Source organism: Microvirga vignae, from assembly GCF_001017175.1.
Lineage (GTDB): Bacteria > Pseudomonadota > Alphaproteobacteria > Rhizobiales > Beijerinckiaceae > Microvirga > Microvirga vignae.
In genome coordinates, this window is record NZ_LCYG01000032.1 from 86,407 (window position 1) to 111,246 (window position 24,840).

Sequence of the window (24,840 nt, forward strand, 5' to 3'; positions counted from 1 at the left end):
TCGCGGGCGGCCTTGAGCGCCTGCCAGATGCTGCAAGAGATGTGCCTTGTGCAACGTATTGGTCCGCCAACGTCCACCCCCTGAAACGGTTTCTTCAAGCTCATCAAGAGCTAATCTTCTTGCGCTGCAGCGGTTACCCATTCGCAGCTGATCAAGAGCACGCTGGACGATAGCTGCCGATAGTGATTAGCAAGCTCGTGTTAGGCGTCCTAGCTGGCCAATTGTCCTAGAACGCCTGGCCTAGTCTGACGCCCACCGTATAGAGGGATAGGATGATCGCGAATGCGCCCAATCAGTACGTTGAAGAGTGTCTGGCTGCGAGGCTGGGGCTATAGAGATGAGCTCCCCCGAGAGGCAAAAGAAAGAGGGCTCCAAAGAGCCCCCGTGTTTGCAATCAACGAACCGTCCGGCAGCGTTGCACTCGCTCCACAACACGGCGGCCTTTCACCCAGTGGCGAACAAGCTCCGTCTTGCAAATGCGGCGAGGAGTCCCGAAGCGGCGTCCGTGATCATAATATTGGACCTGAACAATCCCGGTCTCTCTCACAAGCGCACTGTTCGGTGAGAATGGTGCCGCCTGAGAAGCCGTACCGCCTAGGCCAACATATGCCGACAGGGCAATGGCAGCGAGACCGATTTTACCGAGAGTCATAGGTGATCCTTGTCTTTGTTTTAGCCCCCGCGGGCAAAGACACCTCACCGAGTGAATAATCGATTAATGGCCTTCACAGTTCTCGGCGAGCATCTTGAGGAGAACTGCCTGAGAGGCTGGGGTTGTTGAGGCACTAGGATGCTGGGATGACGGCTATCTTGCAATCCTTCTCCCAGAGTTCAATAGCGTATCGACCGGCAAGGCGGCGAGCTTGCTTGATGGCCTGTTCCTCGTTCCGGCAAAAGAGTTCGCGGACGTTTAGGAAGTGACCTTTAGCATTGACTAGGTAAGCGCGATAAACCCGGCAAGAGACCGCTGCATCAGCTGTAAGCGTCTCTCGATCATCGCCGTTCCTAAAGATGCCGGAGCGTTAGACCTCCAATGACTGCTACGATAGCACTCGATGGTGCCTGCAAGTCCACAACGATTGAAGGAATCGGCGGATATCGCAGACACCCAGAGGGGCATTCATAACGCACTCTCAGGAGAAGCGAGGATGAGCAGTTGGTCAGGCCAGAGATCTTACGCTCGGCGCTTGGTCACGAGAGTGATGCTCCGGGGCTTGGGCCTGTTTCTCGACCCTTGTGGGGAGATCAGCGACCAACCCAGAGGCGGTATAAGCAGACAACACAAGGAAGCGACAGCCATCAGCACCAAGACGAGAGTCATTTGGGTGTCCTCGCTGCACACACGCAAATTCGGCGGCACTCAAGACATGGTGAATGACTATGGTTTCCCAATTCTTACCGCTCTGCAGCGAGTTGCCCCGCCCACGAATCTAGTAACGACCCAAAGAAAAAGGCCACCGTTGTCGGTGGCCCGAAGTTGGGACCTAAGTCCTTTCAGAGGGAACGAAACGAGATGGAGGAAATCTCGTGTCTCCCATAAAGTGGGGATCCAGCTAAGCGCCAGTTACATCCACGAAAGCCAAGCTGGGTTGCAGCGGATGCATTGCAGGCGGTTGACCGCAACCATTGGGGATCAGGGGTAAATCATGGGACAGGTAAGCAATTGTTCCGTTTTGCCTCCTAGCCCGCCGCTCTGGGAGCTCACCCAAAGAAAAAGGCCGCTGGTTAGGGGAGCAGCGACCTGGAAGTCGAGGCAACATGTGTCTCTCAGAGAACGGGTCGGACATGGGAGATACCAACCTGAAACAAACCTAATGTCTTTCAGCTTCTATTTGAAATTCCATTTCGTCAGTGGCCGCATGCGCGCAACGCATGATGTGGAGACGCGTTCATGATTGACTGTGATCGTTCAGCACTCATCTCCGACTGCGGGACCTATCGCTATCGACTCGATCGTCTCACCATTGCTCATGATGTGACCGGCAAGACAGCTGCCTTCATCATGGTCAATCCGTCAACTGCGGATGCGGTCGTGGATGACCCGACAATCCGTAAGGTCGAAGGCTTCGTGATCCGGAACGGTGCCGGACGATTTGTGGTCGGGAACCTGTTTGCCTTTCGTGCGACCGATATCAAGGCGCTCCGCACAGCCGCGTATCCAGTAGGTCCAGAGAATGACCGGCATCTCGAACAGATCATGAGGGACGCTGATCTTCACATCGTGGCTTGGGGACCATTGGCTAAGTTACCGCCTCACCTCCGCGATCGCTGGCGTGAAGTGGTCGCCATAGCTGATCAGGTCGGCTGCCGGCTTATGTGCCTGACGGCAGCTCAGGATGGGCACCCGCGCCACCCCTTGATGCTGTCGTACTCGACGCCCCTCGTAGCGTGGAGCATTCCTGGAGGAGCACATGCTCAAGGGTAAGCCGGGGACATGCCGCTCTATCTCACGGAGGAGCAGATCGCACGGGGGGCGTTTCAGCTTGGCCAAATAAAAGCCCCTCACGCGGTCCGCCTGCGTGAAGGGCTGAGGGCGAAAATGGGTCTGCACTAAGGCCTATTGAACTGGCAGCCGCGGAACGCTTCCTCAGCTCGCTATTACGATGCTGTTTAACAAATCGGCTTCTGTCCCAGTTTGGCCGGTGAAGGGAGCCGTGTCAGGGGCAACTCCATGAAAGGTGTATTGCGGAACGCCATTGCCAGTGTTGATGAGAACTGCCCAAGTGCTGAGCGGTCCTCCACCGGCCGGCTCAGTCAGCCATACACGGTCCAAGGAGCCAGCCTTGATCCAATCACAGATAATATTCTGGCCGAAACGATCCTTCGGGATATTCATAAATCTCTCCTGAATGAAGCTGGGTTTCGAGATAGAGCGGTGCGGGATGGCTTCGCAAGTGAAAGGGGCAGCCGCTCGCCCTTGATTCCGGGTGCGGTATAAATCCCAAGCGAGAGAGGGAGGCGCGGCGCCTACCCTCAACCTTCTCCCGCCTCTTCGTGCCGATCTGGCCCCAGTTGCGCACTGCGCAGCGCGCGCCGCCAAAGCCGGTCCAGGGTTGAGCAGATGCCATAGAGCAGAGCCGCTATCAGGAGAGCAGATGGCCAAAAATAAATCGCGTGGGCAGTGTAGTAGCCTAATCCGCTCGGAATAAGCACAAAGCTGGTCTTACCCAGAGCCGAGGTGAGAAGCAGCCCCACTGCGGTCACGGGCAAGGTCGCCAGGAGCAGCCCAAGATTGGCCAAGCCATCGTGCGCCGTGCGGGTGAAGTCGATCCAGACATACAGGGCGAATGCCAAGTAAAGTGAGGGTGGAACATACGTCCATCGCATATGCGCCATTCCGGTCCACTTCCTGATCAAGGCACTATTACCACATTTATTGCTATAACTTCCGATACCCCCGCCGCCTGGCTTGCGTCAGCATCTCCAGCGCTTGGCCGGCTGCCTTCCGCCATGGCCCTTGAACCCTGAGCGCCCATGCTTACCTCAAGGAAGACCCAGATCCGGGCCCCTCTGACGTGAGCCTGCTGGCGCTTACGTGATGTCGGATCCTCACCGATCTGACTGCCGGCACCGGAGGTGGACATGGTCCAGGACATTTTTGCTTTCTTCATCAACCTCCTGATTGTCGACCCGCTTCACGACGAGATGGCCAAACGGCTCGCCCAAGTCCGGGCGCCTCAGGCGATCATCGCGGAGATGAGGGCCTGTGCCGAGGATGCGCTGCCAAGGCTGGCTGAGCAAGCCATGGCGGAGCCTGTTTGGGGGTGACAACCGTTCTCGACGTCTGGACTGGCAGGGCAGCGCCCGAGGATGTGTTCCGCACAACACCCCAGTGCGAGAACACCATCAAGGCGGCGCGAACGTATCTTGAAAGCCGTGGGGCCTAACCCGCTGCTAACAGGCTGCGATAAGGCTCTCTTCACCTGTCCATGCCACACCCCTCGGCATGACCTACTCCCGCGACACCACTGCCATCTCCGAACTCACCGGCCAGCCCGTGAACACTTGGTTCGAGGAATGGCGGATCGAGACCGAAGCCCGCGCCATCCTGAAGATGTCCAAAGTACGGAGGGATGGGTTCTTCAACGGCCGCAAGGACGAGAACGGAAAGACCGTTGACCGTGGCGTGTTCGGCATCCGAGGGTTGATGGCTGCCGAGGAGATCAAGGCGACGATGCAGGGCTGCAGGCGGCACGGAGCGGCAGGTAGCGCGCGCCGTCTGCTGAAAAGAAGGGCCGCGCCTGAACTCAATTGGCTCTGGTCAGCGGCCCTTCCACTGTAATGCCCCTACAGTTGGTTGAATAGTACTTTTATTCCTGCGAGGTACGACAAGTGACCGGCCTCTACCTCTGAAGTAGCAGGTAAAAGAACCTATGCAAGCCTGTTGCTCATGCCGTAATATCACTGCACGGTCGAGATTTGCCCCTACGGCCGTGCACTTAAAAGTGCCCTTGCGGCGCTTTTCTTTTAGACCTTCTTTTAGGCCACTTGGGGAAGATCGCTCACCCGCGTCGCGTACCGAGGTGAGCGCTTTTCAAACTTCGTCTCCCATAGCTTCCGAATGCCTGCCGCCGCTTTGCACGGGCGCCGGCTTCCAGCGCCTCCCCGGCCTCCTCCTCGCAGTCGAAGACCTCAACCTTCTCCTGGCCGTCGGTGCCGATCCGCCCCCAGGTGCGCACCAGGCGCACGGTCCCGACAGGTCGCGCTCAATTATGAGACTGTCGAAGCGCCGGAAGCCCTGCTCCCGGTCAATTCCGGGTCACAGCCAAGACTGCCACCTCTTGGGTAGGATCCCGATCTCATGTGGGAAGTTACTCCAGGGGGCACGCTGCCTCCGCGCGAAGCTGATCAGTCCGAGCGCCAGCCTCTCGTTGTGCGCTCCTGGCCGTCGAGGCGGAGATGCTAGCGAAGGCGGCGGGGTGGCCGGCGGCAAGGGCGCAAAACCCACGTCGCGCCACCTCGACCGCCGCGCCTACCAATCAATGTTACTATCGGTCAAAAGGAATGGTTCAGAAGTGGTCGCGGGATCAGTAGAGACAGCAAGTCGCGGGAAGGGCGGTCCTTCGCCCGCCCTGCCCTTGCGAGCCTCTGCCACACCACGCCCAAAGATCAGCTTCGATTTCATGTACCGAATGTGCGCTCACCGTGGCCGCTCCTTAGCTCTGCCCGTGCTCGCCCCGGTTCTCCGACCAACTTCAACTGCAACGTCTGCCCAGAACCGCTCACCCTGCTCGCTTCCTCTAGCGCGACAATAGAAAGCCTGCTGACGGGCTCGGCTATACGCCGCGCGCCCCTCATAGGTGATCAGGCACACAGCTTCATATTCGACTGCTATAAGACCCTCGCGGCGAGTCTTAGGCCTGATTCGGCCCCTAAGAGAGTCGCGGAGGCGGTTAAGGAGACTACGCATACAGAGAGTGAAGCAAAGTCCGCCTGCATTTGGCAAGGCACCGGCTACGTTTGTGCCCCCCAGCGCGCCCCAAGCCTAACAAAACAAAAGCGCCCTCGGGCGCCTCTAAAAATTCGTCATCGTTTTTAGGAGATAGATGGTGCCCAAGGGCGGACCGCCCACTCCTTTCACTAAGTCATTGATTTTATAAAGCTCAATGACCTGTCCGGCGCCATCATGTCTACCGGTTTTGTCCCCAAGCTGCAACGGCAACTCTGGCCGAGGTGGTGGATACAAGACTCAAACCGCGGGCACTAGAACCTTCAGGACGTCCTCTGTGCCAACCTCCACCACCGGCCCCCCTGAGTTGGTTGCAGTAGACGGTGAGCGTCATCTTCCATCGGGCGCGCTGTTTTCTGATGCGCTCAGAATTTCCCGTATTGAAGGTACGCCTCCTGTGGATCCTGCCCGTTGCGAATGGCTTGGCGCAGAGCAGATTCTGTTCGCATCACCTCCTCCGTCCTGGCGACGACGCGCTCCGCCTCGTCCTTGGGGATCACCACGATTCCATCACGGTCCGCCAGAATGTAGTCGCCCGGACTGATCACGACATTGCCGATGGTGATCGGTTCGTCGAACGCCTCTGGAACCCAACCCGCCACAATGTCGATTGGCGTCGTATAGCGGCAGAAAACCGGATAACCCGCGGCCTCGATGAAGCCAGTATCCCGGCACCCTCCATCGACAATATAGCCACGCACGCCACGTAGCTTCAGCGTCTCGGCCGAAAGCTCGCCCATGAGAGCCCGAACATCGTCCTGCGGTTGACATACGACAACATGCCCCGCTGGCGCCTTCGACAAGAGCCCTGTCCAGGCTAGTAGGGACTCGTGCGCACTCACGTCCGGGTCCGGGCGGCCGCGCACGGTAAAGACCGGACCGGCCGCTTTCATGGTCTTTGTCAGGCCGAGAATGGTGCGTGGAAGCACCCGTGGCACGAGGCCGAGGTCCCGCATGACATCGTAGACGGCACCCGAATAGCACTGCTGCAGTCGATCCGCGAGGGACACCATCGCTTCCTCCTGAATACTGATCATCTATGGGTTCGCACTTTTCTGCTCGGCCACAGTCCCGCGCTGCAAGTAGCCAGCCACTTCATCCTCGCTGTAGCCCGCCTCTCGCAGAATCTCTCTTGTATGCTGCCCAACCAGGGGAGCCGGCCGCTCCACTGCAGCAGGGGTGGCTGAAAGCTTTACAGCAGGAGCGACGACCTTGACGGTGCCCGCCACAGGATGGTCGTAGCTCGTGATCATTCCCATGTGTTTGACCTGCGGATCGTCAACCACCTGCGTGTGGGTTTTCACCTCGCCGCACCAGATATCGACCGCCAGCATGGCCTCCATCAGTGCCGCCGTCGTCCATGTGCGCGTCAGGGCAGCAAGCTTCTCCCAGATCTCGTCCCGTTTTTCGAACAGCAACGTCGGATCGTTGTAGGTCAGGAGCGTATCGTCGCCGAGCACGCCAACGAGCTTGGTGAACGGGCTCATCGCGATTGTTACCCAACCGTCGGAAGTCGGATAGACGCCGAACGGAGCTTCCATTCCGGGATGGCCGATGCCGGAGTTCGGACGCTTGAAATCCTCGCCGAAATTCATCGCCATCAGCATTTCCTGGCCCTGGTGAGCCAGCAGTCCCGACATGAGATCGACCTTGATTTCTTGGCCCACGCCCGAGCGCTCGCGCCAGTACAGCGATGTCAGGATGCCATAAACCATGTTCATGGCCCCGATTTGGTCAGCAAAGCCCGAACCGACCGGGACCGGCGGACCATCGCCGCGTCCAGTCGCGGCCGCGAGGCCAGTCAGGCCCTGGATTAGCATGTCCTGCCCAGGCCGGGACAGGTAAGGACCGCTCTCGCCATAGCCGGATCCCGAACAGTAGATAATCCGCGGATTGATTTTCCTGAAATCATCATAGCCGAAGCCGAGCTTGGCCAAGACCCCAGGGCGGAAGTTCTGAACGACGACATCCGCCTTCTCGGCAATCTTGTACAGAATTTCCTTGGCCTCGGGTGCCTTGAGGTCAATGGCGAGCGAGCGCTTGTTGCGGTTCCAGGCGAGGAAGTTCGGGCTTTCCGAGCCACCGACCCATCGGTTGTTGAACGTCATCGTCCGGAAGAGGTCCCCCTGGCCGGGCCGCTCAACCTTGATGATGTTGGCGCCCATGTCGGCGAGGAGTTGCGTGCAGAACGGACCTTGCAGCAGGTGGCTGAAATCAAGGACCGTGACGTCGGCGAGAGCTTTGGGAGTCATGTTGTTAATCCAATGTTCGACAATAGTGGGCGACGCGCTGCGCTCAACGCTGCGCGCCAGAGCGTTCGGATCTGGGCGAGGATTTCTGGCGACGGGTGGCCTGCGATCAGCGCGTCACGTAGCGTGGCGGAGGCCGCCTTCTGGAAGGCGATGTAGCCGTCGAACCGTGGACGCACCCATGCGTGCTCCGTGGTCTCGATTGTGGCCTGATAAAATCCACCCCGCGCATCATTGACCGCTGCGCTGCACCACGCGGATCGAGCCGATGGCTGACCGTCGTGGTCGGGAATGAAGCGGACCTGGGCATCCTCTGAAATGAGCCAACGCAGGCGCTCGAGCAGATCGGCCGTTGGCTCGGCTCTGCGGGTGATGCCGATACCTGTGCCGCCGAGAACGCTGCCGCGGCAACCGCCGGCAGCAACCCGCGGTGCCTCCGAAAACGCGACCCTGCCGCGTCCTGGCCGTGCGACTGCATAGTTCACATAGCCGTAGACGAGCGGCACGAGGGCGATCCCAGACCGGCTCGCCAGCGCCTCGAGCAGGCCGATGGGATTGAGGCTTTCGGTGCCGGCAGGCGCGTTCTCGGCAAGGCGGCGCATGCGATCGAGCGCTTCGCGTCCGGTCGCATCGCTGATCAGATGCTCGCTCCCCGGTTCTTCACCCAATGCGAGGCACAGCGAGAAGAACGTTAAGATCGCATGCGGTCCGGCGAGAGAGAGAACGACCGGATGGGTCTCAGACAGACGCAGAACATCGTCCCAGGTGTCTGGAACAGTATCCGGTAGAATGTCCGGATTGCGCGCCATGACCTGCGTCGCAACGTCGAGCGGCAGACCATAGCAGCGTCTTTCCCAGCAATAACTGTCGAGCGCGCGACCAATCGTGCGATCCGCCCACGCCTTGATCTCCTCCTTCCCGAACCAATCATCGATCGGTTGCAGACAGTTCTCCGCAAGGGCCTCACCAACATGCGGATGATCGAAGACGAGTAGATCATGGCGGGACGCGAGATCGGCGATTGGATGGCTTTCAAATCCCTCCAACGGCTGGCGCGTCCAGGATATCACTTGTTCTTTGTCCAGAGCGGCCGCCGCCTCGAGAGCGCGATAGCCCCTCGGATGATCCCAGGTGAGGCCGAGAAAGGAATTGTGCCTCATGATCTCGCCTCCAGCCCTCGTTGTGCGTGAAGAGCGGTGGCGACGGTGTCAGTCTCGATACGGGTGATATGCCATCGCCCCAGATTGGCTGCATAGAGGATCGAGCCATCGAAGGCGATGTTGGTCGGGTGCGCGAACAGATGGGCCGTCGGGTCTTCGATGTACACATCCGCCCGTCCACCACCGGGCGGGATCCGCAGAATCCGCGATGGCTCGTAACAGCCAACGAACAGAGCGCCGGTGCTGTCGAATGCGATGCCGTCCGGCAGTCCGGGCAGGTCGACAGAGTAAGGGTTTGCACGGCCGGCCGTGCCGTTAGGATTGATCGGGATGGACATGATCCGCTGCGCGAAGGTCTCGCACACGAGCACCGCATTGCCTTCTGGCTCCATGGCCATGCCGTTGGCGAAGACCAGTGCTTCGGCATACCATAATTCACCGTTCCCGGTCCTGAGGTCAAAGGCCCAGACGCCAGGGCCTGGAGTCCCGAACGCATGACTGTCGGAGACGAGGAGCCGACCTCGGCTTGCATCAACGACGGGATAGTTTGGGATCCGAATACCAGGCGGCGTAAACCGCTGCAGTTGCCGCGTGGCGAGATCGAGCCGGAACACCGCGGAATGTTTCAGATCACAGGCGAAGAGCGCTCGGTCACCATCAAACGCCAAGCCGAGCACAAAGCCTGCCGTTGAAGCCACTTCCTCGATCTGGGAACCATCGGGCGCAATTCTGAGAATCTGGCCGTTTTCGGAGCCGCACCAGATCCAGCCGTCCGGGCCGACGGCAACGCCTTCAGGATGTTGCAGCCGTGGTTCCGAAAATACCCCATCGAACAGAACACGCGCACGCTGGACCGGCAGGATTGGGGTGTCAGCGGTTGCGAAGCGCATCATGCTCATGGCCGGCCTCCTGATAGACGCTGCCCTTCGGCATCAAACACATGCAGGGATTTTGAATCGAACAGGAGACTGACGGGCTCTCCGATTCTCATTCCGCCTTCGGGGCCGACTTTGACATTGACGAGATCCGGTCCCACGGTGACACCGATCAGCGTGGTGTCGCCCAGAAGCTCAGAGGAGAAGACAACTCCAGTCATATGCCCCTGCCCTGGTCCGACGATCCTGATGTCCTCGGATCGCACACCAAGCGTCACTTGGCCTCGTGGAACGCTCGGGATCTCCACTTGTCCTGCCGGATGAACAAACACGCCTTCGGACCCAGTGCCGCTCATCAGGTTCATCGGAGGAGATCCGATGAAAGCCGCCACGAACGTATTCGCGGGACGTGCGTAGATTTCGGCCGGTGTGCCCGACTGCTGGATGCGCCCGCCCTTCATGATCACGATGCGGTCGGCCAGCGTCATCGCCTCGATCTGGTCGTGGGTGACGTAAATAGTGGTCGTCGCGAGGTCCCGTTGCAGGTGCTTGAGCTGGGCACGCATGACCGTGCGCAGTTGGGCGTCGAGGTTTGAGAGTGGTTCATCCATCAGGAACAACCGCGGCGTTCGGACAATGGCGCGGGCGAGTGCGACGCGCTGCCGTTGCCCTCCGGAGAGTTCGGCAGGTCGTCGATGCAGTAGCCCGGCCAACTCGACGCGCTCGGCCGCTGTGCGCACACGAACATCGCGCTCGGCCCGCGGCACGCGACGCACCTTCAGCGGATAGCCGATGTTCTCGGCCACCGTCATGTGCGGGTATAGGCCATAGTTCTGAAAGACCATTGCGAGATCGCGATCCCGTGCAGCTCTTTCGTTGACCCGTTCGTCGCCAATCCGAATCTCGCCAGAGGTGGGTTCGTCCAGACCGGCAATCATCCGCATGGTCGTGGTCTTGCCGCAACCGGAAGGTCCGAGCAGCACAAGGAACTCACGGTCAGCAATCTCCAGTGACAGATCATGGACAACCGTGAGTGCGCCAAAGCGCTTGACGATATGGTCGAGGGCGACTGTAGCCACGTCAGGATACCTCCCTGAGAAAACGGCTGTCGAAGGGGAGCGAGATCTGATGACCGGATGCATCAGTGATGGTCAGGGCATCAGTCTGCATGGTGAGGTCGTGGACGGCCTCCCAGCCCGGCGGCGTCGGGATCGCTCCGATAATCTGTCTCACCTCGATGCGGCCTGCGGGATCAAGGCTCACCGAAGTAGGCACTCCAATTTCGGTCAGCGGATTGGTCGCAATCGACGCTGCATGTCCGTTGAGCGACCAGGAGCAACCATCTTCGATCCCAAGCACGCCACGGTGCCTGCCACTCCACGGCGCATAGGTCCGTCCGCCATTCGAGTACCAGAGCATCGTAACCGGAAGCTGCGCCGGGTTTTTGAGCACCAGAGCCATGTCGCGCTCCGCAGTGCGGACCACCGCGGACCAGCCCAACTCGGAGCCGGCGGCCTCCAGCAGCATGGCGAAGTCCTCGTGACTCTCGTCAATCGGGTAGACCCTGAGATCCGCCGTGCCTCCATCAGCCCGTGGGAAACGCCCGAGGTCGCTCGAGCGGGCCGGATACGCCAGGATGGAGCGCCCTCGCGTCGGATCGCTCTCCAGCGGCATCGCAGGCGTCTCGGCCCAGCGCTTGGGAGAGAACGAGACCTGCCCTGCGTTGGGCAGCCGCACCATGGTATGATGGGCCACCGGCAATGCCCCCGTACCGCCTTCGAAGACGTGGCGCTGGTAAAGAAAGGGATGATTATCCCGGAGCTGCAACTCTTTCAGCACCCGTGCTCCCATGACACGGCGCTCGAGCACGAACGTCGCTGACATGCCACCCTCTGCCAGTGTCCGGACGGCAATGGGAGCCCATGTGGCGCTGGCCGTCCAGCCGTGCGCTGGGGCGGCTTCGACGTCTGCCGCGGCAAAAGGCGCACAGAAGAAGTCGCCGGAAAGATGGCTGAGGTAGGGTTCTCCTTCCGTGCCGTCGATCGGCTCTGGATCATTCGCCCACGGCGCACGGTGAAACGGCGCGGCGCGGCGCCCATCGCGCTCGACTTCAAATCGAGTGAGATGTCCAACTGCAAGATCGACCTCGACCAAGATTCCGAGGGCGGTAAGAGAGCACTGGATCCCCGGACTCACGATCACTCTCCGCGAATGACGAGGCCGCCATCGACCCGAAGAATTTCGCCCGTGATGAACGAGGCCTTGTTGCTGGCCAGGAAGACCACGGCATCCGCGACTTCATGCGCCTCGCCGAAACGGCCTATAGGGTGGGCCTTGTTCCACGTATCAATCAAAGACTGAGGATCGTCGACAGTCTCGAAAATCCTCTGGTTCAGCGGGGTCATGATGGTGCCAGGTGCGACCGCATTGACCCTGATGCCAAGCGGGGCGAGGTCGATCGCCGTTTGCTGGGTCAACGCATTGATGCCGCCCTTGGCGGCTGCGTAGGCAGCCCACCCCTTGAAGCCTGTGAGCGACTGGACCGAGGATATGTTCACCACCGCTCCGCCACCGCGCTTGATCATCTCCGGTACACAGACCCGCATCCCGCGCCAAGCACTGGTGAGATTGGTGGACATCACTGTGTTCCAGGATTCCTCATCGATTTGGTCAACCCTGCCGCCAATGGCGCGTGCGGCGTTGTTGACGAGGATGTCTATGCCACCAAACGCGGCCACGGCGGCAGCCACCATTGCCTCCATATTCGCCATGATCGAAACGTCAGTTGCTACGAAAACAGCTGTGCCGCCGGCAGCTGTGATGGCGGCAACAGTCTCCGCGCCAACCTCGCGGTTCACATCCGCCACCACCACGGACGCGCCTCCCTTGGCGAAAGCCTCGGCACAGGCCTTGCCGATTCCCATGGCGCCGCCGGTGACCACAGCGACCCGGCCTTCCAGCTCGTAATCAGGCATTCTTATTCTCCTCTGAACTCGGGTTGGCGTTTGTCGAGGAAGGCTTCGATGCCCTCCTGCCCGTCGTGCGTCGAATAGAGTCTATTCAGAACCTCCTGCTCTAGGGATTGGGCGACCGGCAGGGGGGCATCGAAGCCCTGCCGGATCAGGCGCTTCATCTCGGCTTGGGCACCCGGGGCGAGCTTGAGCATCGCACGAGCCCGCTCCAGCGCGGCCCCGAGCAGCCTGTCGTCGGAAGTGAGTTCCACGGCCAGACCGACTTGGTATGCACGCTCTCCAGTGATCCGACGCGCGGCTAGCATAATGTCGGATGCCATCGGGCGCCCGATGGCGCGGGTCAGGCGCTGTGTGCCACCTCCGCCTGGCGACAGCCCAAGCAGACCTTCCGGCAGGCCGAGCCGGGCCGAGTGGCTGCAGATGATTAGGTCGCAGCAGAGTGCGACTTCGAAGCCCCCGCCAAGTGCGTAGCCGCGGATTGCCGCGATCGTCGGCTTCGGCAAAGCCTCGAGCTTATCGAACACCCGTCGGCTCTCGAATTGATAGGCCGCGAAAGCGGCCGCCCGGTTGCCGCGATACTCCGCAATGTCCGCACCCGCGACGAAGGCGCGCTCACCCGCCCCCATCAGGATGACGACCCTCACAGAAGCATCCGAGGCGATGGCATCGAGCTCCGCCTCCAGCGTTCGGACCAAAGGCGTCGAGAGCGCATTCAGTTTGTCCGGTCGATTGAAAGTGAGTCCGACGATGCCGGGCTCGAGCGTCGTGCGAAGGAGGATCTCGTCAGTCATGGTTAGCCTTTCACTGCGCCAGCCGTCAGCCCAGCGACGAACTGGCGTTGAAGAAGGAAGAAGATCAGGATTACCGGGAGCGAGATGAGAACCGAGCTGGCCATCAGCTCGCCGTAGCGGATCCCATACTGTCCGATGAAGTCGTTGACCCCTACCGGAAGCGTTCGCATGTCCTTCGTGGAGGTGAACGAAAGTGCGAACAGGAACTCCTGCCATGTCACGATCAGCACGAAGACCGCCGTTGCGACGATGCCAGGGCGGCAAAGCGGGACGATGATTTCGAAGAATGTGCGCAGAGGGCCTGCGCCATCGATCGCCGCCGCCTCTTCCAGAGTGAGCGGGAGGCTTGCCATAAAGCCGCGCAGCATCCAGATGGCAACGGGCAGTGTCACCGTCACATAGGCCAGCACAAGCGAGACGTACGTGTTCAGGAGGTTGGCGGATTTCACCATCTTGTAGATCGGGATGATGATCGCACTCGCGGGAAACATCTGGGCCACGATCACGAGCGTCATGATCACAGACAGGACCCGAAACTGCGCCCGCGTGAAGGCATAGGCGGCAAGGAGCGCGAGGGTGACTGTGATCACAACCGTGGAGACAGACACAATTATAGAGTTCAGGAAGTAGACGCGGAACTCAGGCCGAAAGGCCGTGACATAGTTTTCGAGGGTCGGATTCTCCGGCCAGAGGCGGGCAGGAATAGCGAAAGGCTCCACTGCCGGCTTTAACGAAACCGACACCATCCAGAAGAACGGCAGGAGAATGATCAGGCCGAGGATCAGGTTGAGCAGCATAAGGGTGACGCGGCGGGCGCGGCGGCGACGGGCTTTCATGACGACTTCCTCCGCGATCCGTTGGACTGAACCCCGAAATAAAGCGTGATCATCAGCGCGAGCGCCAAAATCGAGAACACGCCGTACACCGCGGCTTCGCCGAAACGGAACTGGCCGAATCCAAGCTCGTAGATCTTGGTCGGAAAGATGTGTGTGGCGTTCTGCGGGCCACCGCGCGTCAGCACCCAGATCATATCGAAGTAGTTGAAGGTCAGGATCGTGGTCAGGAGAAAGTTGATGACGATCACCTCCCGCATACCGGGGAGGATTACATCGAGGAGCCGCCTGACCGGACCAGCACCGTCGACGATCGCTGCTTCGATCTGTTCGCGGTCAATGGCCTGCAAAGCAGCGAGATAGACCACGCAGGAGAAAGGAAATCCCTTCCATACCGCAGCGATGATGGCGGATCCCATCGCGATCGTTGGCTCGGCCAGCCAAGCGATACCGTGGTCGATCAAGCCGAGGCTCATCAGCACCGAGTTGATCAGACCAAGTTGCGGGTCGTACATGAAGCGCCATAGGACAGCTGCGACAACGCCGGGCAACACCCAAGGCAGCAATACCAAAGCCCGCATCAAGCCTTGGCCGGGCAGATGCTGGTTCAGCAGAAGAGCGGCGGCAAAGCCGAGCACGTTCTGCAAGACCACAACAAAGAAGGTCCAAATGAAGGAGTTCCAGACAACTCGTGTGAACTCGGCGCTCCCGACGATCTTCTCATATGCCGTCAGGCCGACGAACTTCGGCGTCGGATTGATGAAGGAGGTCGAATAGAAGCTCTCCACGACCGTGCCGAGCATCGGATAGTACATCAGCACCGAGACGAGCAGCAGGGCTGGCGCTACGAAGAGCCACGTTAGCCAGCGATCACGATAGGTCATCAGGGACATCCTGCAGTAGGATGGGCGGCGCCGTCCCGGGACGGCGCCTTTCTCGAGCGGTCGACGAGGTAATCACCTCGACGCTCGGGCTCACTTCAAGGCGTCAATGGCGGCACAGGCCGTCGCAGCTGCCTTCTTGGGATCCATGCCCGAGTAGACGTTCTGGGCCAACTGCACCTGGATTTCCGAAATCTCAAGGTACCGTGGGGAGAGCGGCCGCGGCGCGGCATTCTCCAGGTGCGCGATGATCCGGTCTCCTCCTTTGCGGTTGGCCTGGACGAACGCCTTCGCTGCCTTCACATTGGCCGGAATCAGATCCACGACAGCTCCGTTGACGTCCTCACGCGTCAGGAACTGCACGAACTTCCAGGCTGCCTCCTTGTGCGGCGAAGAATTATAGACGGCGAGGTTCCATCCCCCGAATGTCCCGATCGGCTTCTTGCCCTCCGGGGCGTGACCGACCACGAAATCCCAATCGAGCGAGGACTTCTGCAAGGTCGGCTGCTCCAGTGCAGGCCAGAACTCCACAGCAAGCGATTTGTTCAGGAACAGCTCGCGCATATCGCCCGACGACGCATTCAAGATGCCTTTTGGAGCATACGGAACAAGCGACTGCAGGAACGCAAGCGCGCCGACCGCCGCATCGCTGGTGAGTGCGCACTTGCCGGCCTCATCCAGGACCTTGCCGCCGTTTGAGAAGATAAAGCTGTCGAGCACGACGACGGTATCTTCACCCTTGTGTGCGAAGAGGCCGACGCCATAACGGCCCTTCGCCGGATCGGTCAGCTTCTGAGCCGCAGCCCTGAGTCCGTTGAAAGACACCATGGATGCAGGGTCGACGCCGGCTTCTTTAAGGAGAGCGTTATTCACGAACGAGAAGGACCAGACGTCGACATTGAAGGGAATGCCCCAGAGCTTGCCGCCGTAGTTCGCCGAGTCCCAGGCTCCTTTGAAAAAGGCATCGGCCTTGATCCCGGCAGTTTTCGCTTGCTCGTCCAGCGGGATGATGGCGCCGGCCTCGGCAAATGCTGCGATCCAGATCTGGTCGAGGGTCGAGACATCGGGCGCATTGCCGCCCTGCACCGCCGTCAGAAGGCGCTGTTGGTACTCGGGATAGGGAATGGTGGTGACTTCGACCTTGATATTGGGATTTTCGGCTTCAAAGCGTTTGACGGCTTCTTGCTGATACTGGCTCAGGCCTGACTCGGTCTGCTGATTATCCCAAAATTTCAGTGTGATTTTTTCTTGGGCGAGGGCCGGGCCCGTCATTGTTGCGAGCGCCGTCGCGACAAGCAGTGTGGTAAAACGCATCTTTTCCTCCCATTGCTGATGTATTATGACGGCAGAGATGACGGCTTAGGGCGGAGTTCCCGCCAGCCATGTTGACGAGAAGTCCCTGCCACTCTCCTCCTCGTCTGCAACGGTCACCCGCGTGCCAGTGGCCGTGAGTGCGTGCCGATCTGCCGGCAACGAGCCGGAGTCTGTTATGACTTCTGCCACTGCGCGTGTCGGCACAATGCGGTGGTTGGCATCGATACCCATGACGGAATGATCGGCCAGAACCAGCGTCTCGCGCGATGCATCAACGAAGCGCCGCGCAGCCAACGCAAGCCGCTCATCAGTGGAAGAGAGACCGAAGCGGGCCGTTATGCCATCGACGGAGAGGAAGGCTTTGTCGACCCTCAATGTCTCAAACAGGGCGCCGACGCTCGGTCCCACCAAACAGTGCTGCTTGGCCTGATACTCGCCGCTGGTCAGAATAACCTTGAGGTCTGCCCTGCCCTGCAGGCGCTCCATCACATCCAGTGCGTTCGTCACGACTGTGACATCATGGATGACTGACAGTTCGTCAGCGAGCATGAGACTGATTTCACCGGCATTCAGGAGGATCGTTTCCCCAGGCTGGATGCGGGCCGCGGCAGCTCGCGCGATCAAGCGGCGAAGCGATTGGAGTTCTCGCGCGATGCCGGCCTGAGGGGCAGCAATCCGGAGTTCATAACCAAGGGCCTCCGTTCTCATGCGCATTGCCCGGATCATGTTCCGGTACCAGTCGTGAGCTGGATAATGCGGCACGAACCCAATAACCCGCTTCGGCCCAGCCTCCGGCATAACATGCCAGCTTGGGAGAAGCCGCCTTTCGGTTTCGGACATGAGTGTCCACCCGCTCGGTTCCCGACGGTAATACTCGTTCAGGTTCTCTGGCGTGAGGACCGCATGCGGAGTCCGGACCTCCCGGGGCATTGCCTGCCCGCGCAACGCGGCCGCGAGCACATCAACGGCGAGGATGCCGACAATTTCGGGGAAAAGGGCCGCGCAGGCACGGAGCTTGCCATTAGTCTGCAAGACGTCGAACAGTGACCCGCCCTCGCCACCGACAACAAAGCCTTGAACGTCGTCGATCCCCCGAGTTTCGGACGCCTCAAGTGCAGCGAGAATGGAGTGGTCATTGACCCCAAAGGCCACGTTGATGTCTGGATGGGCAGCAAAGGCGTCAAGACAAGCACTCAAAGCGATCCGGAAGCTGCCACGACCATCCACGCGCCAGCTGCGGACAGACCCCTTGAAGGTTTCACTGAAGCCCTTGATGAAGCCATCGCAACGGCTGCGGGTGTTGGGAAGGCGCTCAAGGGACACCAGGAGAACGCACGCCGCCTCGATCTTTCCACTCAGTGCACGACCCGCCCGGTTGCCAAGCTCCCGGCCGACCGTGAAGTTGTCAGGGCCAATGTACACGCCGCCGTCTTGCGGTGATGACTCCGCCAAGAATGGAATCTGTCGCCGCCGTGCCATGCCGCGCAATGTCTCCGCGCCACGTCCCTCGATCGGAGGCAGCACAATCGCGTCGACATCGCCCACTTGATCATGGATCGAGTGGCCGCCCTCAAACTGAGTACTCTCTACTCTACCTGGGCGACAGACGCGTCCATGCGTCCTTTGGAGAAGGCCTTTGGCGGCCAACTCTGACACATCACGACGCACAGTCACGCTGGAGACCCGACCAAGGCGGCGCGCGAGGTCATGAATGGACAACTCTTCGCACTCTTCCAGCATCGATACGATACGAGCATGTCGATCATCTTTGATCATCTCGATCGAGTTCCACGGCTAACTGACTTCCATCAGATCTTATAATCGGACCGATGCTGATCAAGTTGAAAGCGTCCGATCGGCCAAATTGATCATTTCGATCAAAACCGTGTCGCCTGGGATGAGCTACTCAGTCGCTGGCAGTCTTAAACTCGACTGAGGAGCCGCGGCGTAGCTGTCGATGAGTGATGGCATCTGCGGATGTCCGTACCCATGGGCTAAACGACACTTGAACACACTCGGCCATGCAGAGCACGGGGCGCCGACATTTCTCCTGGTGTTCAATCAAATTGTCACGCTTGGGCGCATGAAGCTGTCTGTGCTGGAACAGTTTCTTCGAGCTCTCCAATCACACCGGCTTCGATCCACGCCTGAATCACCTCGTCACTATGTCCAAAACCACGCAGAATTTCCCGGCTGTGCTCTCCGACGCGAGGCGCCGGGCGCGTGATCTCGCCGGGTGTTTCCGACAGTGTGACCGGAACATTGACGACGTGCACGGTACCGGCAACAGGATGCTCATAAGATGAGAAGGCATTGAGATGCCGAGCTTGAGGAAGCTCCACCACATCTCCGAGGGAATTCACCTCACCCGCCCACAATCCGGCACCAAGCAGGGCCTTGATCCACTCTGCCGTGGGTGCAGCAATGGTGCGTTCCTCAATCAAAGCGTGGATGCGATCGCGATCCGTCCATAAGGTGTTATCATCGCTGTGAGCCAATTCCGGTAAGCCGAGGACATCGGCGAGCCGGACAATGGGATTCATGGAAATCGTGATCCAGCCATCCGCTGTCTTGTACACACCAAACGGCGCTGGCATGCCAGGATGACCAATCCCCGAGGCGGGCCGTTCGAAATCCGCACCCAAGGTCATGGTGTAGAGGAGTTCCTGTCCCTGATGAGCAAGACAGGAGCGCAGCATGTCAACTTCGATATACTGGCCACGGCCGGTGTTCATCCGATGGATGACGGCTGCCAGCACAGCGTAAACGATATGATACGAGCAGAGTTGGTCAGCGAGCGAAATCCCAAGCGGCGTCGGTCTCTCCCCCTTCGTCCCCGTCATGCTCAGAAAGCCGCTGACTCCCTGCAGAAGGAGATCCTGCCCAGGGCGGTCAGCGATAGGGCCAGTCTCACCATAGCCCGAACTCGAGCAGAAGATAATTCCGGGGTTGACGCCTGCAAAGTCATCGTATCCAAGGCCAAGCCTTTCCATCACACCGGGCCGGAAGTTCTCGACGACCACGTCAATTGTCTTCGCCATGTCCAGCAGAATTGATCGTGCCTCTGGAGCCTTGAGGTCGACAGCCAGAGAACGCTTGTTGCGGTTCCAAGCCAGGAAGTGCGGACTCTCGCCATTGATGCGGGTGTTGAGGAACGGCGGCAGACGCCGGTACAGATCGCCCTCGCCCGGCCGCTCGATCTTAATGATGTCCGCTCCCATGTCCCCCATCATCTGAGTGGCCAGCGGGCCCGCCAGCAGATGGGTGAAATCGAGCACCTTGATGTGACTGAGAGCGCCCATCAGATTATGCCGCATCGGTGAGCGTTGCATGTCCATAGAGGTACTGCAGCTGCTCTATGGCGGCTTCCCGACTGATGGCGCCGCGCAGGCGGGCATTGATGACGGCACCCCCCTCTTCGAAGAACGGCACAAAGCCGTCGAACCGCGGACGAAGGTAAGACTTGTCCAGTGTTTCCAGCGTCGAACGGAAGAAGTTGTTAGACGCCGCATTCACGTGCTCGTCGAGCCACGCTGCGCGGCTGCCAGGCTGGCCGCCGGCTTCGAAATAAGCCCCCCGTTGATGCGCCGGATCATGAACGAAGCGGAGATACCGGCCGATAGCCTCCAGATCGGTTGCGGACTTGGTTACGGCGCAGCCTGCTCCCCCCAGAAGCGCTCCCGCCGTCGGGTCCGTTCCAGGCCCGGCAACATTCGTGAAGAGGATGGGTTTCACTGCTCCGGCACGAGCGTAATTCGAGTAGCCAAAGGCAAATGGGACATAGACGATGTCGTCACTGCGGGACATAACCTCGTAGGTCTGGATCGGATTCCAGTCGACCGACGATGGATGGCTGGCACCAACAAGTTCCTCGACATAGGCCAATGCTTCCGCAAGGGCCTGCTTGTCCCAGAACCGCCCTGGCTGAGGATCCAGCGGATGACCCAAATTGGCGGTGAAGGACAGGATCAGAGACATGGCATCGGTGGGGCAAGCCGGGGTTGCGATGGTTTTGCCGGCCTTGCGAGCGGCGCCGGCGAGGGCCAAGACATCCTCAAAGCTTTGGGGCACCTCTCGGTCCAGGGCGGTCAGAAGATCCGGACGGTATGATGCGACTTGAGACGCGGCATCCGTAGGCAGACCATAAACCGCACCGTTCCAGTGGTAGGATTCGCTGCTTCGTCCCACACTATCGGAGAGCATGGCATCGATAGTCTGTTTGCCGACGATGGCCGTCACGTCGACGAGGCATCCCGAAGCCGCACCATGGCCGACGAACGGGTGATCAACCACGATGAGGTCGTAGCGCTCCGCGAGGGCGTCGATCGGCTGCTCTCCGAACTGCTTCAGGCTGCGACGCTCCCAAACAACCTGGATGTCTGGATTCACCGTATGGAATGCTGGGACGTTCGCTGCAAGGCAGTCGAAGCCGCGAGGATGATCCCAGGTGATGCCGCGGATGATGCGTGGGCTTGGCATTGTGTTCCCTATCTATATGCTCGGTCGATCAACTGGGGCGATAACCCAGCGTATTGGAGATTTCGGCCGCGGCTTTCTTGATCTCGATCGTTGCTTCCTCAACGGAGATATCGAGATGGACCTGCGGCAGGAAAGGTGTGGTCAGAACGGCCACAACCTTGCCCTGGTGGTTGAAGATCGGATGAGTAATGTTGGTCACGCCACTGACGATGGCGCTGGCGCGCACCTCGCTGCCGTTGCGCACAATGGCGGCGCACCTTGCGTCTAGTTCGCGCCGGCTCACGTCAGATTGGACTGCCATGATCCGGTTGATCATATCCTGGCGCACCGCATCCGGCTGGTAGGCAAGCAAGACGAGGCCGGAACTCGTCTCCCAAACGGGAAATTGCGCCCCGAGCCGGACGGCGTAGTGCATCGGCGATGGAGAGTTGACTTGAGCGACGACCAGAATTTGCAGGTCGTCGACCACGGCGAGATGACAGGACTGCATGGTTGCTGCAGCAATGCGGTCCATGACTGGAGCTGCCGCTGAAACCAGGGCCTTGGTCGGCGGACGGGAATGAGCAAGCCCGAACAGCTTCATCGACAGGCGATAGCGATCGCTCTCCGGGTCACGTTCCACATAGGCCCTGCTCTCGAGGCACTGCATGACACGATAGATTTCGCTGACAGTGCGTTCGAGCGCCGCCGCAACGGCGCTCATGCTGAGGCTATCGGGTGATCGGGCGAGAAGCTCGAGCACGTCGAGGCCTTTTTCGAGGGCGGGAACGGCGTAACGCGGTGCGCCGTTCCGCTCTTTGTCAGCCGGGAGCACAGCCGTTCTCACTGGCCAGCAATCGCAGAGCGCACTTGGCTCACGAGATTCGGCGTCCACTTCGGGAAGGCCTTCTCGATTGCTTCGGCGCGCTTGGCGAATGCCGCGCGGTCGACATCTTCGACGATCGTCATACCTTTATCCTTGAGGATCTTCACATTGTCGTCGTAAGCCTTCGACGTTTCTTCACTGATCCAGTCGCATGCTCTTTGGCTTTCCTCCAAGACGACAGCTTGGTTCTCTTTGGAGAGGCCATTGAACGCCGAAAGGCTCATGACGATCGGCGAGATATCCGTGATGTGGTTGGTCTTGATGTACATCTTGGCGTGCTCGTAATGCTTCTGGTCGACGACCGCATTGGGCGGCGCCTCCGCAGCATCGATCACGCCCTGGCTGAGCGCGCTGTAGACCTCAGGCCACGGCATGGGGGTTGGCGTTGCCCCCATCGACTTTACCATCTCGGTGTAGATGGTTACCGGCTGAACCCGGAACTTCAGCCCAGCCATATCGGAGGGGCTCTTCACCATCTTGTTGCGGGTATAAAGATCCCGGGTTCCAAAATTGATGTGACAAAGCACCTTGATGTTATGCTTCTCCAGCGCCTTCGCCCATTGCTGCGGCAGGGGCGTTGAGAGGAAGGTCTTGACCTGATTGAAGTCCTTGAACAAGAACGGATAAACGACTACCGAATAGTCCGGGACGTAGTCGGCGAGCACACCCACGCCGATCTGGCCGATCAGCGCTCCGCCGAGGCTGATCTGCTCGCCAACGGCGGTGTTCTCTCCAAGCTGGCCGCTTGGAAAGACGCCGACCTGAACCTGCCCCTTGGTGCGGCTCTCCACCGCCTCCTTGAATTTCAAAGCACCCAGGTTGACGGTGTGTTGAGGCCCGTTCATGTGCGCGAACCGCAATTGTGCGTTCTGGGCGATGGCTGGTGACACCGCAAGGGCTCCCAGCGCAGCGGCAGTCATAGTCTTCAGAAAAGTCTTCATGGCGTTTAGTCTCCCGTTGGTAGGTGGACTCGGTGCATCCGAGCCTCGTTGTTGAGGTTGCAAGGTAGAGGTTACATGTAGGCGAGCCAGGTTGCCGTTTGCGGCACGAAGATGATCAACAGTCCCGTTGCGGCGATTGCGAGCAGGAACGGCAGGCACTCGCGAAAGAAGGGTCCCATCGGCACTTTGGTGATCGCACACGTGGTTGCCATCAGGGTGCCGACTGGCGGCGTGATGCCGCCGAGCAGAGACACCAGCACGAAAACCACACCGTAGTGCACCGGGTCGATCCCCACCGCCGTCACCGCCGGCAGAAACATCGGCGCCAGGATGAGGATCATCGGCAAGCCCTCGATGAAGATCCCGACGATGAATACTAGAAGGCAGATCAGCATCAGCAGCAGATGCGGTTCGGCTGTGACCGAGATCAAGCTCTCCGCCACGGCCTGCGGAATGCGCTCGAATGTCAGCACAAACCCAAGTGCACCAGTGGCTGACAGGACGAGCAGGATCGCTCCCGTGGTGGCCGCCGTGGTGCGCAAGGCCTCGTAGATTTCCGCCCAACTTGCTTCCCGCGTGATGGCGCAGAAGACTAGAGCGTAGATGACAGCGACTGCGCCAGCCTCTGACGGAGTAAAGACGCCCAGTCGAATGCCGAACGTGACGAGCAGCGGCAACAGCAATGCCGGCAGAGATCCGAGGAACATGCTGCTGACCACACCCCATCCAGGCCAAGCCGTATCGCCGCCATAACCGCGACGCTTGGCCGTGATGTGTGTTGCAATCATGAAGGCCAGCGTGAGCAGAATGGATGGAATGATGCCTGCCAGGAACAGCGCTCCGATGGACGTATCCGTCACGAATCCGAACATCAGAAGGCTGATGGACGGGGGGAGCATGGCAGCGGTAAAGGCCGATGTGGCAGTGACTGCGGACGAGAACGCGACATCATAGCCCCGTCGGGTCATTTCCGGCACGAGCATCTTCGCGTCCATAGCCGCATCGGCATTCGCCGAGCCGCTCATCCCGCCCTTCAAGGTGCTCACGACCACATTGACCTGAGCGAGGCCACCCGGCAGGTGACCCGTAAGCGCAGTGGCAAAATCCATGAGCCGACGGGAAATGCCACTGACGTTCATCAGTTCGCCAGCCAGCAGGAACAAAGGGATGGTGATCAGGGGAAACGGTTGCGTTGCGTTGACGAGCGCCTGCACGACACTGAGCGGCATAAGACCCGGTTCGGAGAGGACGAACAGAATCGTTGCGCCCAGGATTACTAGGGCAATGGGCATGCCCGTGATCATGAGGCCAGTGAAGACGGTTAAAAGTCCTGTAGCTCCCATCGATCAAACCTCAGCCAGTTGGCGGCGAGGGGCAGTCGCCATGTGCGCAAGATCCCAGAGGATCCACCCAATATAAAGGCCGCAGCCCACAGGAACTGCGGCATACATCCAAGCCATCGAGATGCCGATCGTTGGCATCTCCACTCTGGTTCGCCCTGCAAGGACATACGCATACCAGGCAATGTAGCCGAGAACCGCGATCGACAGCACATGAGCTACGGCCTGCAGCACCAGCAGGAGCTTTTCACCCAGATACGGGGTCAGAATATCGGCCCCGAGATGAGCGGCTCTCGCGGCTCCGGCGGGCAAGGACAGAAACACGAGCCAGACGAACAGGAGCGAGGAGAGTTCGTAGGAGTAGAGGATCGGCTCACCAAGGACATAGCGGAAGAACACCGCTGTAGCGATTAGGGCCGCGATGATGCCGAGCAACAGCACCAGCAGCGCTTCATAGGCATGAACAAGGAGAAGCAGGCCGCCAGAACGGCCAAGTCGTTCCTTCATTAGGGCCTCCCAGTTTTTATATGTAAACTTCTATTTCATATGTGGATAACGCCTACAGGCCATCCGGGTCAAGCAACTCAATATATCCTTTGGTATGATAGAGTATGGCTAAGTATCATCTCGACCCGAGAGGGCATGATGGAGCAGGTCCAAGGGAATTTCTGAAGGTCTAGAGGCGCTGTTG

Annotated in this window: 24 protein-coding genes and 1 pseudogene; 3 read left to right on the forward strand and 22 right to left on the reverse strand. The window is 59.7% G+C overall.

Annotation, left to right across the window (positions count from 1 at the left end):
* Nucleotides 1-1,891: 1,891 nt before the first annotated feature.
* Entirely contained in the window at nt 1,892-2,425 is a 534-nt protein-coding gene (locus tag AA309_RS12940) for a DUF1643 domain-containing protein (protein WP_047189426.1), read from the forward strand.
* Between the two features lie 162 nt (nt 2,426-2,587).
* On the opposite strand, the gene AA309_RS12945 is transcribed toward AA309_RS12940, so the two are convergent.
* Together AA309_RS12945 and AA309_RS12950 are read right to left on the reverse strand one after the other, a co-directional pair.
* Nucleotides 2,588-2,836, reverse strand: a complete 249-nt coding sequence (locus tag AA309_RS12945; RefSeq protein WP_047189427.1) for a hypothetical protein — start codon at nt 2,834-2,836, stop codon at nt 2,588-2,590.
* A gap of 137 nt (nt 2,837-2,973) precedes the next feature.
* Nucleotides 2,974-3,327 carry a hypothetical protein gene (locus AA309_RS12950; RefSeq protein WP_210166512.1) on the reverse strand — a complete coding sequence of 118 codons (354 nt, stop codon included), beginning with the start codon at nt 3,325-3,327 and terminating at the stop codon, nt 2,974-2,976.
* A gap of 255 nt (nt 3,328-3,582) precedes the next feature.
* On the opposite strand from AA309_RS12950, the gene AA309_RS12960 reads away from it, so the two are divergent.
* Nucleotides 3,583-3,768, forward strand: a complete 186-nt coding sequence (locus tag AA309_RS12960) for a hypothetical protein (protein WP_047189430.1) — start codon at nt 3,583-3,585, stop codon at nt 3,766-3,768.
* A 178-nt stretch (nt 3,769-3,946) separates the two neighbouring features.
* A complete protein-coding gene (locus AA309_RS12965) occupies nt 3,947-4,282 on the forward strand; it encodes a DUF7696 family protein (RefSeq protein ID WP_047189431.1) in 336 nt (111 codons plus the stop codon).
* 197 nt (nt 4,283-4,479) lie between these two features.
* Here AA309_RS12965 and AA309_RS37665 read toward each other — a convergent pair whose 3' ends face one another.
* The 20 genes and pseudogenes from AA309_RS37665 to AA309_RS13060 form a co-directional block, all read right to left on the reverse strand.
* On the reverse strand, nt 4,480-4,623 hold the full coding sequence (locus AA309_RS37665; protein ID WP_425286880.1) for a DUF4113 domain-containing protein: 144 nt from the start codon (nt 4,621-4,623) through the stop codon (nt 4,480-4,482).
* Nucleotides 4,614-4,688, reverse strand: a pseudogene (locus AA309_RS37670) (WGR domain-containing protein); the annotation flags it as partial. The pseudogene AA309_RS37670 and the gene AA309_RS37665, both read right to left, overlap by 10 nt.
* A gap of 1,126 nt (nt 4,689-5,814) precedes the next feature.
* Nucleotides 5,815-6,462, reverse strand: a complete 648-nt coding sequence (locus tag AA309_RS12975) for an RraA family protein (RefSeq protein WP_047189601.1) — start codon at nt 6,460-6,462, stop codon at nt 5,815-5,817.
* A 24-nt stretch (nt 6,463-6,486) separates the two neighbouring features.
* Nucleotides 6,487-7,701, reverse strand: a complete 1,215-nt coding sequence (locus AA309_RS12980) for a CaiB/BaiF CoA transferase family protein (RefSeq protein ID WP_047189432.1) — start codon at nt 7,699-7,701, stop codon at nt 6,487-6,489.
* Complete coding sequence (locus AA309_RS12985; protein WP_047189433.1) at nt 7,698-8,858, reverse strand: extracellular solute-binding protein; 1,161 nt, start codon at nt 8,856-8,858, stop codon at nt 7,698-7,700. The genes AA309_RS12980 and AA309_RS12985 overlap by 4 nt, the downstream gene beginning before the upstream one ends.
* A complete protein-coding gene (locus tag AA309_RS12990) occupies nt 8,855-9,757 on the reverse strand; it encodes an SMP-30/gluconolactonase/LRE family protein (protein WP_244470340.1) in 903 nt (300 codons plus the stop codon). The genes AA309_RS12985 and AA309_RS12990 overlap by 4 nt, the downstream gene beginning before the upstream one ends.
* Nucleotides 9,754-10,812 carry an ABC transporter ATP-binding protein gene (locus tag AA309_RS12995; RefSeq protein ID WP_047189434.1) on the reverse strand — a complete coding sequence of 353 codons (1,059 nt, stop codon included), beginning with the start codon at nt 10,810-10,812 and terminating at the stop codon, nt 9,754-9,756. The genes AA309_RS12990 and AA309_RS12995 overlap by 4 nt, the downstream gene beginning before the upstream one ends.
* Nucleotide 10,813: 1 nt before the next feature.
* Nucleotides 10,814-11,929: a hypothetical protein gene (locus AA309_RS13000; RefSeq protein ID WP_244470341.1), complete on the reverse strand. Its 1,116-nt coding sequence runs from the start codon at nt 11,927-11,929 to the stop codon at nt 10,814-10,816.
* 2 nt (nt 11,930-11,931) lie between these two features.
* Nucleotides 11,932-12,708, reverse strand: a complete 777-nt coding sequence (locus AA309_RS13005) for an SDR family NAD(P)-dependent oxidoreductase (RefSeq protein WP_047189435.1) — start codon at nt 12,706-12,708, stop codon at nt 11,932-11,934.
* A gap of 2 nt (nt 12,709-12,710) precedes the next feature.
* Nucleotides 12,711-13,496, reverse strand: coding sequence for an enoyl-CoA hydratase/isomerase family protein (locus AA309_RS13010; protein WP_047189436.1), 786 nt, complete (start codon nt 13,494-13,496; stop codon nt 12,711-12,713).
* Between the two features lie 2 nt (nt 13,497-13,498).
* Nucleotides 13,499-14,332, reverse strand: coding sequence for a carbohydrate ABC transporter permease (locus tag AA309_RS13015; RefSeq protein WP_052954681.1), 834 nt, complete (start codon nt 14,330-14,332; stop codon nt 13,499-13,501).
* Complete coding sequence (locus tag AA309_RS13020; protein ID WP_052954682.1) at nt 14,329-15,213, reverse strand: carbohydrate ABC transporter permease; 885 nt, start codon at nt 15,211-15,213, stop codon at nt 14,329-14,331. Before AA309_RS13020 ends, AA309_RS13015 begins: the two co-directional genes overlap by 4 nt.
* A gap of 90 nt (nt 15,214-15,303) precedes the next feature.
* Complete coding sequence (locus AA309_RS13025; protein ID WP_047189438.1) at nt 15,304-16,524, reverse strand: ABC transporter substrate-binding protein; 1,221 nt, start codon at nt 16,522-16,524, stop codon at nt 15,304-15,306.
* A gap of 45 nt (nt 16,525-16,569) precedes the next feature.
* Entirely contained in the window at nt 16,570-18,300 is a 1,731-nt protein-coding gene (locus AA309_RS31980) for a substrate-binding domain-containing protein (protein WP_084731191.1), read from the reverse strand.
* Between the two features lie 293 nt (nt 18,301-18,593).
* Nucleotides 18,594-19,826: a CaiB/BaiF CoA transferase family protein gene (locus AA309_RS13035; RefSeq protein ID WP_047189606.1), complete on the reverse strand. Its 1,233-nt coding sequence runs from the start codon at nt 19,824-19,826 to the stop codon at nt 18,594-18,596.
* A gap of 4 nt (nt 19,827-19,830) precedes the next feature.
* Entirely contained in the window at nt 19,831-21,003 is a 1,173-nt protein-coding gene (locus AA309_RS13040) for an ABC transporter substrate-binding protein (protein WP_047189439.1), read from the reverse strand.
* A 28-nt stretch (nt 21,004-21,031) separates the two neighbouring features.
* Nucleotides 21,032-21,817 (reverse strand): IclR family transcriptional regulator, encoded by a 786-nt coding sequence (locus tag AA309_RS13045; RefSeq protein ID WP_052954684.1) that lies wholly within the window; start codon nt 21,815-21,817, stop codon nt 21,032-21,034.
* A gap of 8 nt (nt 21,818-21,825) precedes the next feature.
* Nucleotides 21,826-22,809, reverse strand: a complete 984-nt coding sequence (locus AA309_RS13050; protein ID WP_047189441.1) for a TRAP transporter substrate-binding protein — start codon at nt 22,807-22,809, stop codon at nt 21,826-21,828.
* 71 nt (nt 22,810-22,880) lie between these two features.
* The gene (locus tag AA309_RS13055) at nt 22,881-24,152 is read right to left on the reverse strand and encodes a TRAP transporter large permease (RefSeq protein ID WP_047189442.1); all 1,272 of its coding nucleotides are present in this window, start codon (nt 24,150-24,152) and stop codon (nt 22,881-22,883) included.
* 3 nt (nt 24,153-24,155) lie between these two features.
* A complete protein-coding gene (locus AA309_RS13060; RefSeq protein ID WP_052954686.1) occupies nt 24,156-24,656 on the reverse strand; it encodes a TRAP transporter small permease in 501 nt (166 codons plus the stop codon).
* Between the last annotated feature and the right edge of the window lie 184 nt (nt 24,657-24,840).